The sequence below is a fragment of the Acetobacter oeni genome, assembly GCF_011516825.1.
Classification (GTDB): domain Bacteria; phylum Pseudomonadota; class Alphaproteobacteria; order Acetobacterales; family Acetobacteraceae; genus Acetobacter; species Acetobacter oeni.
This window is the reverse complement of sequence record NZ_WOTA01000022.1, coordinates 1-18247: the sequence shown is the minus strand read 5'-3', so window position 1 is coordinate 18247 and position 18247 is coordinate 1. Positions and strand designations below refer to the sequence as shown.

Genomic DNA, 18247 nt, shown 5'->3' with positions numbered 1-18247 from the left:
CTCCTTTTTTACCTGTGTGCCGTTGACGGAGGCGGTTATGAAACTTCTCGCTGTTCACCCAAGTGCGCTCATGTATACGCGGGTGTTTCTGAGGCTTGAGCCTCTTGGTCTTGAACTCATTGCCGGCGCCGCCAGAGATGCAGGCCATGATGTCCAGCTCATAGATCTTCAGGCAGAGACGCATCACGATTACTGGAAGATGGTCAGCGAATTCAAACCTGAAGCGGTTTGTTTCTCCGGTAATTATCTGGCGAATGTTCCGGAAATTGTCGATCTGTGCAAAGAAACGCGCGAGCGCTTGCCGGGTGCTCTGATCTTCGTTGGCGGCCACTCGGTTTCTTTCATCGCGAAAGATATTCTCGAGCTTGGCGGGGATGCGATCGACTGCATTCTGCGCGGCGAAGGCGAACCCGGCGTTGGCCCTCTGCTCGACGGCTGGAAGAAGGGTGACATCTCTAAGGTGCCCGGTGTCGTCGGTAAGAATTTTGAAGGGCCGCCGCCAGGGTTCGTCAAAAGTCTGGACGATGTGCGGCCGGCCCGCGATCTTTTGCGCCACCGCAACAGGTACTTCATCGGCACGCTCGATCCGGCCGCCTCAATCGAATTCGCGCGCGGCTGTCCTTGGGACTGCACATTTTGCAGCGCCTGGACGTTCTATGGCCGGTCTTACCGGACGGCGAGCCCGACCGTTATCGCGGATGAACTTGAATCCCTGAAGGAGCCTGGCGTCTTCATAGTGGATGATGTCGCCTTCGTTCATGCGGAGCACGGCCTGGCGATCGCGAAGGAAATCCGCGATCGCGGCATCAAAAAAGAATATTATCTTGAGACCCGTGCGGATGTGCTGCTCCGCAATAAGGAAGTCTTCAAAGAGTGGAGCGAGATCGGGCTGAGCTATATCTTCATCGGGCTTGAGGCCGTTGATGAAGAAGGGCTGAAACGATTCCGCAAGCGTGTTTCTCTCGATCGTAATTTTGAAGCTCTGGAATACGCCCGCTCACTGGGTCTGATCGTGGCGATCAATCTGATCGCCGATCCGTCCTGGTCGAAAGAGAGATTCGAAACCATCAGGCAGTGGTGTCTGGAAATCCCCGATATCGTCAACATCTCTGTCACAACGCCTTATCCCGGCACCGAGATCTGGCACAAGGAAGCGCGGCGCCTGACAACGCGCGATTACAGGCTGTTCGACATTCAGCATGCTGTTCTGCCGACAACGCTGTCTCTTCCCGAGTTTTACGAAGAATTGGTGAAAACGCAGCAGGTTCTGAACACCAAGCATATGGGCTGGGCGGCCCTGCGCGACACGGCGGGTATCGCGGCGCGGCTTCTCGCCAAAGGGCAAACAAACTTTGTTAAGATGCTCTGGAAATTTAACTCGGTCTTTAATCCAAAACTGCAACTGGCCGACCATATGCGCCGCCCGCGCTACGAAATGCCGGTCCAGCCGGATGTCGTGGAGACAATCGACGCCAAAACGCTGTATGTCCACAATCCGAAGGGACGCAGATCCCGCTCGCTGGACGATGCGACGGAGAAATTTGTCGATGAAACCCGGATGGGTGAAGACGCCTGACGGGGCGCACCCCGCCCGTTTCAGCGTTTGGGAGCGGAGCAGTGTCTTTTCAGAACTTTGCCCCGAACCCCGCCAGAGGCCCGGGGCCTCAGGAAAGGCTCTGTTGTCGTTAGTAGGTGTTGATGTTAGCTGTTTAGTCCCGCTCAGGGCTCTGTCCGTACCCGGCAGGGACCACAGATCCTTGCACCCCGGATAAGCAGGTTTCCAAAGACCAGCGGCCTCTGTCGGGTTTCAGGGCAAAGCCCCGAGAAACGCAGCAACACTTAATGCGAACAATGCCTCTGGAAACCGGTTCGTTGATTAGCAGATCCGGGTTTGCTGCCTGAAATCCTGCAAACGCTCCAGAGCAGGCGAAATCCGGATCGTCTGACGTCAGTGTCCGATCACCGTCGTTCGCATTCCCAGCCGGTCCAGCAACATCCGGTCGCGCATCGCGGCGGGGTTGGGTGTCGTTAGCAACCGCTCGCCATAGAAGATCGAGTTCGCGCCGGCGAGGAAGCACAGGGTCTGCGTTTCGTCGTTCATGTTTTCGCGTCCGGCCGCCAGACGGACATGGCTCAGCGGCATCGTGATCCGGGCTGCCGCAATCACACGGACAAAATCGATCGGATCGACCTCATCGGCCTCGCTGAGCGGCGTTCCGGCAACGCGCACCAGCAGGTTGATCGGCACGCTCTCGGGGTGTTTCGGCATCGATGCCAGAGTGGCGATCATGCCGGCACGGTCCCCTTCGCCTTCTCCCATGCCGACAATGCCGCCGCAACACACGTTGATGCCGGCATCGCGAACATTCTCCAGCGTGTCCAGGCGGTCCTGATACGTGCGGCTGGTGATGATCTCGCCATAATACTCGGGAGAGGTGTCTATGTTGTGGTTGTAGTAATCCAGCCCCGCCTCGCGCAGGCGGTGCGCCTGCTTCGTGTCGAGCATGCCCAGTGTGACACAGGTTTCCAGTCCGAGTCCCTTGACCCCCTCGACCATCTGACAGACCGTTTCCAGGTCATGGTCCTTCGGCGAGCGCCAGGCCGCGCCCATACAGAAGCGGGCGGCACCCGCCTCTTTGGCCCGTTTTGCCTCGATGAGGACGCGATCGACCGCCATCAGGCGTTCGGCTTTCACGCTTTCTTCATGGCGGGAGCTTTGCGGGCAGTAAGCGCAGTCTTCCGGACAGCCGCCGGTCTTGATCGAGAGCAGCGTGGAAATCTGAACCTCGGTCGGGTCGAAATGCGTGCGGTGGACAGTCTGCGCCCGATACAGAAGCTCGGGGAAAGGCAGATCCAGGAGCATCTGCACGTCTTCGCGCGTCCAGTCATGGCGGATCATACCGCTCCGGTTCGCGGGAGAAGGAGCGGGGGCGCTGAAAGGGCTGCCGTCGGGCATGCAAGCATTCCTGTTGTCTGCGGTTGGCCTGTGTCTGGCACGGAATCGACCCGATTTACAGAGTGGATGTAGCGGTTATCCGGTAAATTAAGCAGTCATTATTCTCTTTTCGGCAAAGTCGCGACGAAACGATTTTTGTGCGGAGATTATGGCGGCCGACGGTGACAGCAATTCCGGAACAGCCACGGACCGTAAGCTGGAACAGCTTGCCGCGCTGGCGTTTGCCGCCGCGGATGTTCTGTTCGAAGTCGATCGCGCCTTCCGCATCCGTCATGTCGGCGGCGCCATCCGGAAGCTGACCGGCCATCAGCCGAAAGCTGTGCGCGGTCTGTCGCTGTTCGATCTTCTGGTTCCCGCCGACCGGGTATATTTCCGGCGTTCTGTCGAGGAATTCGACAATACGGGCATGATGAACCGTCTCACTGTCCGTTTTCTTCAGGGAGAACATGACACGAGCACCGCCATTCTCGGGATGTCCGACACGCCCGGGGTGCCCGGAGAGCGGCTTGTTACCGCCACAATCATGGACCGCGCCTTCATCGCCTGCCCGGAAGGCGATGGTTTGCTTGACCGCGCCGCGTTTATCGAATTCGCCAGGCGCCTGACGCCGGGGCCTGGAGAGCCGTCCAGATTCAATATTGTCATGCTGTCTCTCCCGCAGCTTATGCGGATTGCCGCTTCGCGCGAAAGTGCCCTGGCGCGGGCGTTTCTGGCGGAAGTGGAAGGCATCCTGCGAACGTACAGCGAAGGCGGGGCGGTCACGCGTCTTAATAACGGCGCTTTTGCCTATATCTGGCCCAGAGAAAAAAGCCCGGGCCTTGTCGAGAAGGAAATCGCGACGGCGGCTGATTCCCTGCTGGCCGCGACCTACAGCCGGTCATTACCACTGGATTCCTCCCTGCTGGAACAGAGGGAGATTGAATCCGCGCTTAATTTTGCCCTGAGCACGTTTGCCGCGGATGCCAGCGAAGCGTTTTCGTTTGAAAATTTGCCGGAATGTCTGGCGGCGTCCGAACACCGGGATCGCGGCCTGGCCGTTGCCTGTCGCGACATCATCGAAGATGACACTTTTTTTCAGGTGTTGCAGCCAATTATCGCGCTTAAAACCGGCGCCATCCAGCATTATGAGGTTCTGACCCGTTTCGCCGAAGGTGTTACGCGCGGCATCTCAAATACGGGCGAATTTATCAAAATCGCCGAGCAGATCGGCATGATTAACACGTTCGATCTCCTCAACTGCATCAAAACAATTCGTATGTTGCAGAAAATGCCGCCCGGTGTGCGTGTGGCGCTCAATATTTCCGGCCGCTCTGTTCAGTCGGCCGAATTCGCCGACCGTCTGCTGAATCTGCTCGATTCGCCCGAGGCAAAGGTCGCACCGTCCCGGCTTCTGATAGAAATCACCGAAACGCGCGGCATTACGGATTTTGAACGTCCGGCCGCCCTGCTGCAAAAGCTGTTTCACCGGGGGCACCGCATCTGTCTCGACGATTTCGGGGCCGGAGCCATGAGTTTCGAATATCTCCGACGCTTTCCGGTCAATTATATCAAGATAGACGGGCATTTTTTTCGCAATGCCATGACAAGCGGGCGTGACAGAATTCTCATTCGCGCCATTGCCCGATGCAGCTTTGAACTGGGCTGCCGCACCGTAGCGGAGATGGTTGAAACCGATGTCGAGGCGGCTTTGGCCAGAGAGTTGGGAATCGAATGCGGGCAGGGTTGGCTTTTCGGAAAGCCGGTCACGACTGACGCGCTGTTTGCCGCCCTCAACCGGGGGAAAAGCGCTCCTGTTACGTCTCCGGAGGCGCCTTCCCGGGTGCAACCGAAGGCTAAGCCGCGCACAACCCGCGTGCCTCCTCCCGAGTCCGCCCGCAAGGCCTCGCCTGTGCCTGCGGCTCAGTCCTCGCGGGCCAGAGTGATGACCGGCAGCAACACCTGACCGGGTCATGCGTTAAAGCCGGAATGCAGGCAGCCCGACCCGATTATGATGTTGTTTTCTTGACGCCACGCGCATTTGGAGGCAGGCGAAGGATCGGAATCACGTCAGGCGTCTGCCTGTTGTCCCCCCGGAACAGCTCCGTTCCGGACCGGGACCGTCACGCTGAGCGATCTTCCGGCGTGCGTGAGCGTGAGAAACGCAGGGAAGAGGCGGAATGAAGCACTGGCACATCGATCAGCTGAACTGGGATAGCTTCGATTCTTCACATGTGGACCTTGATGTCATCGCGATCGTGAAGGCGGCGGCTGTCGTGGAGCGCAACGGTGTGGACTATGCAGTCTATCTCAATCGCGTTTTCAGCGACGACACGGATTTTCAGCAGGCCGCCGATAACTGGGCGATTGAGGAAGTGCAGCATGGTGATGCGCTCGGGCGCTGGGCGATGCTGGCCGATCCGGCATGGGATTATCCCGCCGCCTTCGAGCGCTACCGCTCCAGCTACCATATTGATCTGAACGTGACGGCCTCCGTGCGCGGCTCCCGCACGGGCGAGCTGATCGCCCGATGTATGGTCGAAACCGGAACCTCCTCGTTTTATTCCGCGCTTGCCGACGCGACCGAAGAACCGCTGCTGAAAGCCATCTGCAAGCAGATCGCCGCCGACGAATACCGGCATTTCAAGCTGTTCTATGACCACATGCACCGTTATCTGAAGCGCGAACGGCTTGGGCCGTGGACTCGCGCGCGTATCGCGATCGGTCGCGTCACGGAAAGCGAGGACGATGAGTTGGCCTCAGCTTTCTACACGACAAACGAACCGCCTTCGGTGCCCTATGACCGGCGTCGCTGCATTGCAGGTTATATGTCGCGTGCGCTGATGGCCTATCGTCAGAAGCATATTGATCGTGTGACCGGCATGGTCCTGAAAACAATCGGATTTCGGCCACATGGCCGTGTCCATGCCATTGCTTCAAAACTGGTTTATGCGCTGATTCGTCAGCGTCAGAGAAGCTTCGCGAAAGTCGCCGCGGCCGCCGGCATCTGAATTCCTGAAGAAATGGTGCCTGCCCTCTTTGCGGGGGCAGCCGCGTGACCTAAGCAGGTACGTAACGAATAATGATGACGGCGGCGATCCTGCGCCGGACGCCGCCGTGCCGTGAGGATCTCGCTGCATGCTGTTTCACAAACCCGGTCACGCTACACTTCGTCGCGCCGGCAGGCGTGGTTTTATGCTGGCGACCTGCCTTGCCATGTCAGCCATGGCGGTGCCCGCCGCTCCGGCGCAGACAACCGGCGCGGCTGCGATCAGACCGTGGGGTTTTGATCTGAACGGCCGCAACACGAGCGTTCGCCCGGGCGATAATTTCTTCGATTATGCTGATGGCAAAGCAGTGCGGGCCCTGGTCATTCCGGCTGACCGCACGTCTTTCGGCGCTTTTGACAGGCTGCGCGAACTGTCTCAGCAGCGTGTCCGCGATATTCTGACCAGCCTGGCGAAAACCCCGTCCGCCAGCCCGCTCAGCAGCGACGAAAAGCTGGCCGCTTTTTACACTACCTTCATGGATGAAACGGCGATTGAAAAGCTGGGCGCGGCCCCGCTATCCGCCGATCTCGCCGCGATCCGGGCTGTAAAGACGCCGGCTGATTTTGCTCGTCTGCTCGGCACCGGACAGACAACCTTTCAGACCAGCGGCTTTTCGCTCGGCATCATGCCGGACGCCAAAGACCCGACGAGGTTTGCCGTTTATGTCGATCAGGACGGTCTGGGCATGCCGGACCGGGATTATTATCTGAAGCCGGAATTCGCCGCCAAAAAACAGGCTTATCAGGCTTATATCGTGAAAATGCTCGGCCTGGCCGGCTGGCCGGACGCCGTGGCGCGGGCTGGCGATATCGTAGCACTGGAAACGTCCATCGCCGGTGTTCACTGGGCACGGGCGGATATGCGTGATCCGGACAAAACCTATAACGCCCGCTCTCTGACAGAGCTGACCGCGCTGGCACAGGGCTTCGACTGGACCTCCTGGCTGTCCGGCGCGGGGATCAGCCCGCAGCAGGCCGATGCGGCGAAGCTGATTGTGGGCGAGCCTTCAGCCATCGCCGGACAGGCGAAGATCCTCGGCGCGGCGAAGCTCCCTGTGCTTCAGGCCTGGCTTGCCTTCCACCTCGCCGGCAATGCCGCGACTTATCTCTCCTCGCCTTTCGTGAACGCGTCCTATGAGTTCAACCGCAAGACGCTTGCGGGTCAGCCGCAGCTTGCCGTCCGGTGGAAGCGCGGCGCGGACGTGACGGAGAGCGCCATGGGCTGGGCAATCGGCAAAATCTATGTCGATCGTTATTTCCCGCCAGAGAGCAAGGCTAAAATGGAAGCGCTGACAAAGCAGCTGAAAGCGGCCTTCCGTATCCGTCTGCAGAACAACAGCTGGATGGCGCCCGCCACGAAGCAGCATGCGCTGACGAAGCTCGATAATTTCGAAATCCAGATCGGCTATCCGAAGAAGTGGCGGGACTATGACGGGCTGACCATCCGTCCCGGCGATGCTTATGGCAACGCCGCGCGGGCCGGAGCTTTCGAATGGGCTTACTGGCTCAGTCATCTCGGCAAGCCGGTCGATCGTGACGAATGGGACATGACGCCGCAGACCGTCAACGCCTACAACAACCCGGTCTTTAACGAGGTCGTTTTCCCGGCTTCGATCCTGCAGCCGCCCTTCTTCGATCCCAATGCGGATACAGCCATCAATTTCGGCGCGATCGGCGGCGTAATCGGTCATGAGATGACGCATGGCTTTGATGACGAGGGACGCAAATTCGACGAGCATGGCCGTCTGAGCGACTGGTGGACAAAAGAAGATGCCGCTCGCTTTGAAAAACTCGGTGAGCGGTTTGCGGCGCAATACGATGCGTTCCAGGTGCTGCCGGGCGTGCATCTGAACGGAAAGCTGACGATGGGCGAGAATATCGCCGATCTTGGCGGCCTTACTCTGGCGCTGGATGCCTATCGCCTGTCGCCGGACGGCAAATCTTCTGCGGCCCGGGATGGTCTGACAGGCGACCAGCGCGTGTTTCTCGGCTGGGCGCAGGTGTGGCGGATGAAAGTGCGGGATGACCGCGCTCGTCAGCTTGCGACCATTGATCCGCATTCGGCGCCGATGGCCCGCGTCAATCTGCCGATGCATAATATCGATGCCTGGTACAAGGCGTGGAATGTGCAGCCCGGGCAGGCTCTCTATCTTGCACCGGACGCACGTGTAAAAATCTGGTAACGATCTATCTTAGATAAGACGCTGGTCCCGCTTCTGCTGGTGACGACGTAGCGTGACATGAGGATGGTTTTCGATGACGACGCTGACACTGGGCTACAGGAATACCTCGCTTCATGCGGCCGTTGCAGCCGCTGTGGCGCGCGTTCTGGAAGCGTATGAAATCGAGCCGGATTACGTTGTCGGGCCGGCGGAAGCGCTTGGCGAGATGCTGGCCGGTGGCGAAATCGACCTTTTCGCCACGGTCTGGCATCCGGATGAAGATTCTGTTTTCCTGTCTCCGGCGGTCGAGCCGATGGGCTGCCTGTATCGGCCGGCTTTTGGCTTCTTTGTCGCCGATCGTCCGGGCGCTCCGCTGGCCGGTCTAGACTCCATGGCCGGTCTCGTGGCGTCGGACGCGGCCCGTCATCTGCTGACACCGGAATCTCTGGTGCCACGTGTGCGCCAGATGGTGGCCGGGTACCGGCTGACCGAAGCCGGTTTTACTATCGAATCGCACCCGGATGACGAGGCTTATGCAGCAATTGCGGAAGCAATCGAAGCGAGGGAGCCGGTGATCGCGCCGCTGTTCACGCCTAATTATCTGATTCACCGGATGCCTCTGCGTCCGCTGGCCGACCCGCAGGGCGCGGCCGGGAAAGAGCTGACGGCGCGGCTGCTGCTGAGCAAAGCGATGCGGGAGCGGGCCGACACTGACATGCTGGATGAGCTGGATGAACTGACCCTTGGCAACAAGGTGGTCAGCGCGCTTGACGATGCGGTCCGTAACGAAGGCATGACGGCGGATGACGCGGCTGAAGCCTGGCAGCGCGGCAAACTGTTGCCGCGCTAGGGCGTGTCGTCATTTAATACCGCTGATTGCGGAGACGAGTTGCACGGCAGCGAGGCATGTTGACTTTAGTTTTTCGTAGCGTGTTGCAATACCTCTGAACTGCTTCAGTCTGGCAAAGAAGCGTTCGATGATGTTTCTGCTTTTATAAAGCAGGAAGCTGGTCTTCGGGGGATTTCTGCGGTTTATTTTTGATGGAATGACCGGTGTGATCTCCCGCTCTTCGAGCTTATCGATCAGGGGATCGGCATCATAAGCCTTGTCAGCGATGAAGGCTTTGGGATCGACTTCATGCAGTAAAGGTCCTGCTTCAGTGATGTCCGCTCTTTGTCCGGGTGTCAGGGAAAGGGCCACAGCCTTCCCGGCAGCATCGACAACGGCGTGGATTTTGGTGGTCCCCCCCCCTCGTGATCGTCCGATGGCCTGATCAGCGCCCCCTTTTTACGGGCGCCCGCGCTGTGCTCTGGTGCGCCCGCACAATGGTGGCGTCGATCATCATGTATTCGTTGTCGTGATCAGCGGCCAGATGATGAAAGATCCGCTCAATAACACCGCTTTCACACCCGCGACGTAGCCGGCGGTGAACGTTCTTCCAGTCTCCGAAACGGACAGGAAGATCCCGCCACGGAATACCGGTCCGGTAACGATAAAGCACGGCCTCGACGAACAGACGGTTGTCTGCGGCGGTTCCGCCTACATGCCCCTCACGACCCGGAAGAAGCTCTCTGAGCCACTCCCACTGGTCGTCTCGCAAGCCGTAACGTCGCATCACCCGTTTCCCTGAAAATCAGGGACTTCACGAAGCACATACGCCCTGAAAGTACAAGCTCCCGACCAGGCTCAGCGCTAACTGACGACACGCCCTAGGCTCAGGACCTGTTAATCTGTTGCAATGAGCGGCAATCAGTGATTCACAGGGCGACGTGGAGGAGCGAGCCTGTGAGTGATCTGTTTTTGCTGTCCGAGCGTCAGATGGAGTTGATCAGACCGTATTTTCCACTTGCGCACGGTGTTCCGCGGGTAGATGACCGACGTGTTCTGAGCGGGATCGTTTACGTCATCCGGAACGGGCTTCAGTGGAAAGATGCTCCGAAAGCGTATGGCCCGCACAAGACCTTATACAATCGTTTCATTCGCTGGAGCCGCCCGGGCGTCTTCGACCGGATTTTCAGTGCTCTGAGTGAGCAGGCTGGCGGATCTTGCTGATGAAACGCAGGAAGTCATCGGAGACAGAGGCCATGACAGCAACCGGATCAGGCAGTCTCTCACACAGCGGAATATCACCGCGTGTATTCCACCGAAGAAAAACCGGAAATCAAAGCCGCCTTACGACTGGCATCTCTACAAAAAGCGCCACCTTATTGAAAACATGTTCGCAAAGCTGAAAGACTGGCGACGGGTCGCAACCCGATATGACAGATGCGCTCACACCTTCATGGCCGCAATCCATATCGCCGCAAGCTTCATCTTCTATCTCAAAAAATGAGTCCTGAGCCTAGTTTTCCTTATGGAAAACTTTACGAAAGTACATCGAAGGTTGTGCTGTGGTAGCCAGTGTCAGGCTGATATGGAAACCGCATTGCAGAAAAGGAACTACATAGGTCTTCTGAAACATTCAGCCGACGGATCGGGGCCAGAGGCCCACAGGGAGTTTTTTCCCTTTCAGGTCTTGGGAAGCAGTCACTCCGATAATCGGCCGATTTCTGAACGGAGCCCGACATACATGGAGAATTTTATAATACGATAAGGAAACTTTTTCTTTTCAAGAGCGTATTCGTGCAAAACAAATCTACTCTCATGCCGTGCAAAAACAACAATAATAAAATCAGGACGGTTTAAGAATGAGTCTGCACAATAAACGTGTAAAGTGCGCCCGTTACAGAAGTATCCGGGTGTCATTTCCCCTGCCCGCAATCTATTCGGTGAGTATGAATATCTGCTTGTTCTGGTCGCCCTTAGGCTGGCTGCGAGCAACCGCTCCTCTTTCATTATGCTTGCGGCATTTTTTTTAGAGGGTTGCGATATGCATATTTCCTTGCAGCCCGGTCATTGCAGATCCGGTCTGGCCGGTCTCTTCAGGCTCAGACAATATTTTCGTCCGGCATATTCGCTTCGGGCAGCAGTTCTCACTGGCTCGCTTTTATTTCATGCCGCGCCCGCTTTTGCCCAGGATGTCGCGCCCGGTCAGGAAACGAAAATCCTGGACCCGGCTGCCGCGGCAGCAAGTTCGCCTCCACAGAATGAAAGCAAAGAAAAATCTGAACTACCGAAATGGCTTCAGAGCGTTATCGGCAACACTAATAAAACTCCGGAACCCCCTGTCGTATCGAACCCGACTCCTTTTGGCGAAACACAGCCGACGATACCGCTTTATGAAGAAATTCCCGGATTTCTTCGGTCTTCTTATGGTCCGCCATCTTTCGGTCCGCCTTACGGCACGACTCACCTGCTTGGAGACTGGGGTGGCGTTCAGCCCTGGCTTCAGAAAAGGGGGCTCTATTTCGCCCTGGACGATTATGAGGATATAGCGGGCAACGTCTCGGGGGGTAAAAGACGTGCTTACAGCGATGCGGGACAGCTCGGCGCCACTCTGGATGTTGACTGGCAGAAATTTCTGAATGCTGGTTCGTGGTCGAATGATTTCTGGACACACATGCTCGTGATCAATGGACACGGTACCAACCTGAGCCGTTTATACGGAGATAATTCGAACCAGGTTCAGCAGATTTACGGCAGTCGCGGAAATGTCGTCGCTCACCTTGTATGGGCCTATTTCGAAAAAGCCTGGTTGCACAGAAAGATTGATCTTGCTGCCGGCTGGTTTCCCTCCGGGACGTTTTTTCAGAATTCACCGTGGGTCTGCAATTTCATGAACGTCTGGCTATGCGGTGGCGAATCTCCCACGAAATTCCTTGCCGGGAGTCGCGGGTGGCCCTCCGGCAATATCGGTGGGGTTCTTCGCATCATGCCGATAAGGCAGTTCTATCTCATGGGCGGTCTCTTCGCCGTTTCTCCCCATGCCTATAACGGCGGCATCTCCGGCTGGGCATGGGCGCAGGACGACCTCGGGAAGCTTTCTACTCAGGTTGAGGCCGGCTGGATTCCGTCGTTCGGCTCCGATCATCTGATTGGTCATTATAAAGTCGGCGTAATGTACGACAATTCGCGCTACAGCGATCTCTATCAGGATATTAATGGGAATTCCTGGGTCCAGACCGGATTGCCGCCCCGTAAACAAAGCGGCCAGACCTCCGTGTGGGTGCTGGCGGACCAGATGCTTATCCGGCATGGTCCCGGTGAACTGAACGGTCTCATCCTGGGAGGGTATTTCGGGTGGGGATCGGGCCAGACATCGCAGATCAGCCAAAGTTTTACCAGCGTGCTCATGGATACGGGGGCATGGTGGAAACGCCCTTTGGATAGCGTCGGGATTGCTTTCCTGTGGTCAAAATTCAGCCGCTCCGCCGTGCTGTCTCAGGAAGCGGCCGCCGTCAGCGGTCTTGCCCTTCCCGGCGGGAACTACGGCACTCCCTACGGAATTCAGGGACACGAGGCCATTTACGAAGCTTATTATGGCTTTCACATCCTGGAGGGTTTTACGATCAAACCTGACTTCCAGTATGTAAGCCATGTGGGTGGGACAACTGTTTTCAAAGATGCGGTCGTTCTCAGCACGGCTGTGAATGTGGCCTTCTGAAAGAGAATCACGTATTGTGGAAATCGAATAACGATAGAGTGTTAACTTTCGTTGAAAAATCGTCCTGCTGGAGAGTGACGTGCTCCTTGGGGATGTGACCATTTTGAAATAGAGTCCGGTCGAGAAAAATACGGACGAATGAAACGCAGTCGATTCACGGAAGAACAGATCATTGGCGTCCTGAAGGGGCAGAAATCTGAACTGAAGATCGCGGATTTCTGCCGCAAGTATGGGATCAGTGACGCGACATTCCCTGATCGATAAGCTCGAAGAGCGGGAGATCACACCGGTCATTCCATCAAAAAGAAACTGTAGAAATCCCCGGAAGACCAGCTTCCTGCTTTATAAAAACAGAAACATCCTCGAACGCTTCTTTGCCAGACTGAAGCAGTTCAGAGGTATTACAACACGCTAAGACAAACTGAAGTCAACATTCTTGGCTGCCGCGCAACTCGTCTCCGCAATCAGCGGTATTAAATGACGACAAGCCCTAGGCGCAAACAGCCTGTTCTGGGGACGTGCTGACTGATGCACCATTGTGAAAGAAGGTGAGAAAGCAGTAGCGGCTTCCTTTTGTAACCGGGGTGGCCTCATGCAGCAGAGAAGCTGAGAAAATGATTCCCGCTCCGACGGGTGGTCTGTAGCGGTGATCGTTGTATTCAGGAAACTGTAGGAAACCGCCGTCGTAAGTGTGGGTATTAAGATTAACCGACAGAGCAAACTGTCGAAAAGCCGTTGCCGGAGCGAGATTGTCGCGGTGACGACGAAAATACCCGCCAGTCTCATCGTAGCGAGCGATCAGCAGTCTGTCGGTGTTGCAGGCTTCAAACTGGAACGCTTTTTTCATCTCAGGCAGACAACGGGTTTCGAGGATTCCCAGAATCTGCGCCGCGAGATCGCTTTCAGGCGGAATGACAAAATCCTCACGCTTTTTCTTGTTGTTGTCGACGCGATGAACGGGCTTACCATCCGGCCCGGTACTGGCCATGCCACCGGCGGCGTGAGGCGAGTTTTCGAAAAAAGTGATGAGAGCCTGACAGAAATTCGGATCGAAGAGTCCGGGAATAAGCAGAACCGGAGCCGGAAGAAGGATTTCCCGAGCGGACTCCTGCGCCAGAGAGGCGACGCAACTTTTCGCGCGAGCAACACATGACGAGACTTCGTCTGTATCAAGTACGGCGGCAATACGCTGCTGACGGTCCATGATGAAGGCTTCCGGCACATCGCCAGTGAATCCAGATTGAACAAAAAATGTTTCCACGCAGAAAACGATCGTAATTCCTTGGCAATACAGAGGCAGATATTCCGGCACGCATAGGCTCTGGCTGGCGACCAGAAGAATAATATCTGTATTATACAAAGTAAATGTTGCGACGGCGGCCTCAAATGCTTTGCAGAGCGGCAGTATGGCCTGAACGTGCAGAGTGCCGGCGCTCAGAATGACGGCTGGCCGGCCAGACTGAGTATCAAAAGAATAAAATTGTTTGTTCTGCTTCATTCCATAACAAAACGGGGCACGTGTGCCAGCCAGCATTGAAAGTCTCCAAACCGTGGCGGGCAGCTCGAGTCCCGCCCGGGAGCGCACCGCCTGTGCCTTACAGACAAATGTATCGCATCAGAATTTACAGGGAATTAATCAGATATAAATTCGCCTATGAGATAAAATTAATAAGAAATACACGTCTCAATTAAAAATAAATCCTTCTGTTTTCTGATAATCTTTTTGTGGATAAAATTCATTTTAATTTACGATAATTTTTTATAAAAATTTTTATCCTATTTATTTAAAACTGATCTGTTGCCAGAAATAGAGCCGAGAAAAATGATACCGTTGGTTCTGATTTAAACTGCAACATACATGACAAATGGTTTTTTAAATGTGGCAGACGAAACAGCAGAAGCACATCACAGAGCCGGAAATTTTCATGCGGCAGAGAGAGCTTATCTGGAGAGAATCAGGAAAGATCCCGATGATGCAGACACCCTCTGTAATTACGGCGGACTACTATGCGATCTTCAGAGATTTGAAAAATCGCATAAAACTCTGACTCACGCCCTTTCTCTTGACCCTGAGAATGCTGATGCATGGTGCAATCTGGGCAATGCATTGCTCCAGATGGAATATTACACAGATGCGGCCGTTGCTTATAAAAAATGCCTGCAGATCAGAATCGTTCATCCACTGGCCATGAGCAATCTGGGTGTAGCACTGGACAGGCGCGGCGACCACGCTCTTGCGCAGAAGTTTCATCGGAATGCGGTATGGCTTGCACCTGACAATGCCTACAACAGAACAAATTATGCACTTTCACTACTGACTTCAGGCAATTATGCGGATGGTTTCAGAGAGTTCGAATGGCGCTGGAACAGAGGAGCAGCAAACGGCAACCGGGGGTTTGTCCCGCAATGGCAGGGCGAAATCTGCCCGGACTGTACCCTCCTTATTACCCCTGAAGGTGGCTTTGGTGACATTATCCAGTTTGCCAGGTTTCTTCCGGCTGTAGCACTGCGGATGGGGCGCCTGATCACAGTCGTGCCAAAGAACCTTCTTTCCCTAATGCGCCTTTCGTTTCCAGGTCTGGAATTTTTGGCGCGGGGAGAGGCGGTCCCTGTGCATGATTTTCAGTGCCCAATCCTCAGCCTTCCTCTGGCTCTTGGCACAACACTGGATTCAATTCCTGGAGCCGAAGGTTACCTGTGCGCTGATACGGCGAAGGTTTCGTTTTGGGCTGAAAAAATCAGAGCACATGCGGGCACATCTCCAAGAGAAGCGGCCGTATCGCCGAAAGTGGGTCTGGTCTGGGCGGGAGCGCCTCGCCATGAAACCAGGGAAATTGCTTACGTGAATCGTCGGCGTTCAGTCGATCTTGCTACATTCGCGCCACTGGCCAGGATGAATCCTGGCGTTGTTTTCTACAGCCTGCAAATCGGTGACAGAGCTTCGCAGGCTGGCGACCCGCCATTTCCAATACGTCTGATCGATTACACGGCAGAGATTGTCGATTTCAGTGACACAGCCGCTCTGATGAGCAATCTTGATCTGATTATTACCGTGGATACATCTGCCGCGCACCTGGCGGCTGCTCTTGGCCACCCGGTCTGGATGCTGTCACGCCACGCTCAGTGCTGGCGCTGGCTGACCGGACGGACGGATTCCCCGTGGTACAGCTCTTTACGGATTTACCGCCAGAAGGTGCCATCCGACTGGTCCGACCCGGTGCAGCAGATCGCAACTGATCTCGCCCCATTTGTGGGGTGCAAACGAAACAGAGACAACGCGCACTCTTCTGACCAGGTAACAATCTGACAGAGCAGGAAGGGCCTCGCATTTCGACACACATTCGTGCATGGTCGTTCCGGATAAATACGGGAATTAATCTGGAAATGAAGCGAGCTTTACTTCTTATTCTGACCTGCTCTGTTCTTGCTGCGTGCTCCTGGTTCGGTGACAGCAAACCGGACAAACATCTGACGAAAGAACAGCAGTTAGAGGCGCTCGGTTATCAGGACGACCTGAAATCTGTGAAACAGGGACCGTGAGATAGAAACTGTCTGAATCCAACCGCACGTCTCCTTCCCGGCCAAAAATCCGTCTATCAGTCTGTTGGGTTTGGGTTACTCTTTGAAATGGCGAGGCTGTAGTCTGTCGGGATGAAGCGTTTCATCCCGTTTGACCATGATCAGCCATATCTCTTGCCGCCTGATGCTGGCGCTTCTGACCTTCAGTTACACGAACGGGTTGTTTTCCTCACGCCGGATCGAACGGGCGACATATCGCGACATCGGGGTGCACTTCGTGGCGACGAACCTGCATCCGGATCACGACACGATTGCCGCGTTCCGGCGGGGAAACACTGAAAGCAAAGCTGAATGAAGCCTGCGCCCAGCTGGAGGCCGATGCCAGAGAGAGCAGGCTGAGGCGGTGCGGCCGGCATACGAGAAGAAGAAAGCCGAATATGACGCGAAAACAGGGCATCGCGGCAGGGTAACGAAACCGTCCGAGGATGAACCACCACCCGAGAGGCAGATCAGCCTGACCGATCCCGACAGCCGCCTCATGCGGCGTTCGGACGGCCATGAATTCCGACAGGCTTACAATGCGCAAGCTGTGGTCTGCGCCGAAGACAGCCAGCTGATCGTGACAACCGGCGTTGTCGCCACATCAGCTGATGTCCCGTCCTTTGCCGATATGGTGCTGTCGATGGAAGACACAAGCGGAAATTGGATATTGGTACGAAAACAATTCCTCTCAGACACTCGACCCGATCACAGCCACCTTGCCGGGCGGCGGAGATGCCAATCCCAATAATCTGAATTATGCCCTGTATAATCCCGATGGAAGTCGCGCGTATGATGGCCCCGTAGAAGATGCCGGTTACGGACTGCACGCCATATTCATGCAGGATTCCGCGAAATATCTTCACGACAAACTGAAGATCATCGGTGGTTTTAAATATGCCATAATAAATTATTGGCAATTAGGTAGTGACGGAAGCCGGACCAGGGAAAACAACAAGGCTCCCCTTCCGCATCTCGCGATTAGCTACGACACAAATGATCATAATCAGATCTATGTGAAGGCCGAGGGTAATTATCGACAACCCAACCCGTCCAACATCACGGTAAATCCTGGCAGTTCGTTACCCAGGAACCAGTATTCCGTTACAGAACAGCTTGGCTACAAATATCACGATAATCATATCATGCTTGATCTGTCCCTGTTCAATTATGATATAAAGAATCGCCCTCTGACGACCTATCTCGGCAATGGCGAGACCGGGGTGATCAATGCGGGGAATCAGACCGCACGGGGATTCGACCTGATGGTGGCTGGGCGCCCCATTCGCCATTTCAGTCCTTACGCGTCATTTGAATATCTGCATGCCACACTGACGATACATCCTATATGCCGACCAAGGGTCTGGAAGTCGTGATGTCGCCGAGGATCATGGCAAATTTCGGCCTGAGCTACGACAGCGATCAGTTTTGTGACAATTTTTCCTTGCATTATGCTGGCCCCCAATCCGTCACGCTTGTCAATGATGAGAGAAGGCTGGGCGATGTCAGTGACACCCTGACCATTGGCTATCGTTTCAAGCCTTTCCTTTATGCGAAAATCCCGACCTTTCGCATGAATTTCACGAATCTGACCGGTTCAATTGTGCGGACCGGGCCGACAGGCGTGACAACCAACACTCAGACTATGCCCTGCTCAACGGCACTACCGTCGCCGGTTCCGGTGGCGCTACCTACATCGTCGAACCGCGCTTTTCGATGACGGGTACGGTTTCTACCGGATTTTGAATCACACCAGGTTGTTCAGTTTATGTTGAATCGACTTTATCTTTTCGTGAGCTGTTTCTTGCTGTCATTACCGTCCGGCATATTCGCACGGGGCGCAGATGCTAAAGAGATACGCCACATGCCGACGATCGGCTTTACGATCGCCCTACGGCGTGTCGTCAGTTAAGCAGGATGATGATTGAGACGAACTGAACGGCTGCGAGGAAGTTGATTTCAGTTTGTCGTATCGGGTTGCGATAGCGCGGAACTGTTTGAG

Annotated in this window: 12 protein-coding genes and 5 pseudogenes; 14 read left to right on the top strand and 3 right to left on the bottom strand. The window is 55.5% G+C overall.

Going from position 1 to position 18247, the window contains the following annotated elements:
* The first annotated feature begins 37 nt into the window (after positions 1-37).
* On the top strand, positions 38-1576 hold the full coding sequence (hpnR, locus tag GOB90_RS13630; RefSeq protein ID WP_146889798.1) for a hopanoid C-3 methylase HpnR: 1539 nt from the start codon (positions 38-40) through the stop codon (positions 1574-1576).
* Between the two features lie 372 nt (positions 1577-1948).
* On the opposite strand, the gene bioB is transcribed toward hpnR, so the two are convergent.
* On the bottom strand, positions 1949-2956 hold the full coding sequence (gene bioB, locus GOB90_RS13625) for a biotin synthase BioB (protein WP_146889801.1): 1008 nt from the start codon (positions 2954-2956) through the stop codon (positions 1949-1951).
* Positions 2957-3104: 148 nt separating this feature from the next.
* On the opposite strand from bioB, the gene GOB90_RS13620 reads away from it, so the two are divergent.
* From GOB90_RS13620 to GOB90_RS13605, 4 genes are all read left to right on the top strand, one after another.
* Complete coding sequence (locus tag GOB90_RS13620; RefSeq protein ID WP_242012032.1) at positions 3105-4898, top strand: EAL domain-containing protein; 1794 nt, start codon at positions 3105-3107, stop codon at positions 4896-4898.
* A 214-nt stretch (positions 4899-5112) separates the two neighbouring features.
* Positions 5113-5943, top strand: a complete 831-nt coding sequence (locus tag GOB90_RS13615; protein ID WP_146889804.1) for an acyl-ACP desaturase — start codon at positions 5113-5115, stop codon at positions 5941-5943.
* Positions 5944-6070: 127 nt separating this feature from the next.
* On the top strand, positions 6071-8164 hold the full coding sequence (locus tag GOB90_RS13610; protein ID WP_173572098.1) for a M13 family metallopeptidase: 2094 nt from the start codon (positions 6071-6073) through the stop codon (positions 8162-8164).
* 73 nt (positions 8165-8237) lie between these two features.
* On the top strand, positions 8238-8993 hold the full coding sequence (locus GOB90_RS13605; RefSeq protein ID WP_146889807.1) for a glycine betaine ABC transporter substrate-binding protein: 756 nt from the start codon (positions 8238-8240) through the stop codon (positions 8991-8993).
* Positions 8994-9002: 9 nt separating this feature from the next.
* On the opposite strand, the pseudogene GOB90_RS13600 reads toward GOB90_RS13605, so the two are convergent.
* A pseudogene (locus tag GOB90_RS13600) lies at positions 9003-9759 on the bottom strand (IS5 family transposase).
* 170 nt (positions 9760-9929) lie between these two features.
* On the opposite strand from GOB90_RS13600, the pseudogene GOB90_RS13595 reads away from it, so the two are divergent.
* The 4 genes and pseudogenes from GOB90_RS13595 to GOB90_RS19820 form a co-directional block, all read left to right on the top strand.
* Positions 9930-10476, top strand: a pseudogene (locus GOB90_RS13595) (transposase).
* A 537-nt stretch (positions 10477-11013) separates the two neighbouring features.
* Positions 11014-12687, top strand: coding sequence for a carbohydrate porin (locus tag GOB90_RS13590; RefSeq protein ID WP_146892964.1), 1674 nt, complete (start codon positions 11014-11016; stop codon positions 12685-12687).
* A gap of 138 nt (positions 12688-12825) precedes the next feature.
* A pseudogene (locus GOB90_RS13585) lies at positions 12826-12939 on the top strand (transposase); the annotation flags it as partial.
* A pseudogene (locus GOB90_RS19820) lies at positions 12938-13099 on the top strand (IS5/IS1182 family transposase); the annotation flags it as partial. The pseudogenes GOB90_RS13585 and GOB90_RS19820, both read left to right, overlap by 2 nt.
* Before the next feature lie 78 nt (positions 13100-13177).
* On the opposite strand, the gene GOB90_RS13575 reads toward GOB90_RS19820, so the two are convergent.
* Positions 13178-14221, bottom strand: coding sequence for a 2OG-Fe(II) oxygenase (locus tag GOB90_RS13575; protein ID WP_146892957.1), 1044 nt, complete (start codon positions 14219-14221; stop codon positions 13178-13180).
* Between the two features lie 345 nt (positions 14222-14566).
* On the opposite strand from GOB90_RS13575, the gene GOB90_RS13570 reads away from it, so the two are divergent.
* The 5 genes and pseudogenes from GOB90_RS13570 to GOB90_RS13550 all read left to right on the top strand — a co-directional run bounded on the left by GOB90_RS13570 (position 14567) and on the right by GOB90_RS13550 (position 17965).
* A complete protein-coding gene (locus tag GOB90_RS13570) occupies positions 14567-15994 on the top strand; it encodes a tetratricopeptide repeat protein (RefSeq protein WP_261766048.1) in 1428 nt (475 codons plus the stop codon).
* 77 nt (positions 15995-16071) lie between these two features.
* The gene (locus GOB90_RS13565; protein WP_173572096.1) at positions 16072-16227 is read left to right on the top strand and encodes a hypothetical protein; all 156 of its coding nucleotides are present in this window, start codon (positions 16072-16074) and stop codon (positions 16225-16227) included.
* Between the two features lie 157 nt (positions 16228-16384).
* A pseudogene (locus GOB90_RS13560) lies at positions 16385-16906 on the top strand (transposase); the annotation flags it as partial.
* The gene (locus GOB90_RS13555) at positions 16857-17621 is read left to right on the top strand and encodes a TonB-dependent receptor domain-containing protein (RefSeq protein WP_146892953.1); all 765 of its coding nucleotides are present in this window, start codon (positions 16857-16859) and stop codon (positions 17619-17621) included. The pseudogene GOB90_RS13560 and the gene GOB90_RS13555, both read left to right, overlap by 50 nt.
* Positions 17594-17965, top strand: coding sequence for a hypothetical protein (locus GOB90_RS13550; protein ID WP_146892951.1), 372 nt, complete (start codon positions 17594-17596; stop codon positions 17963-17965). Before GOB90_RS13555 ends, GOB90_RS13550 begins: the two co-directional genes overlap by 28 nt.
* Positions 17966-18247: the final 282 nt, after the last annotated feature.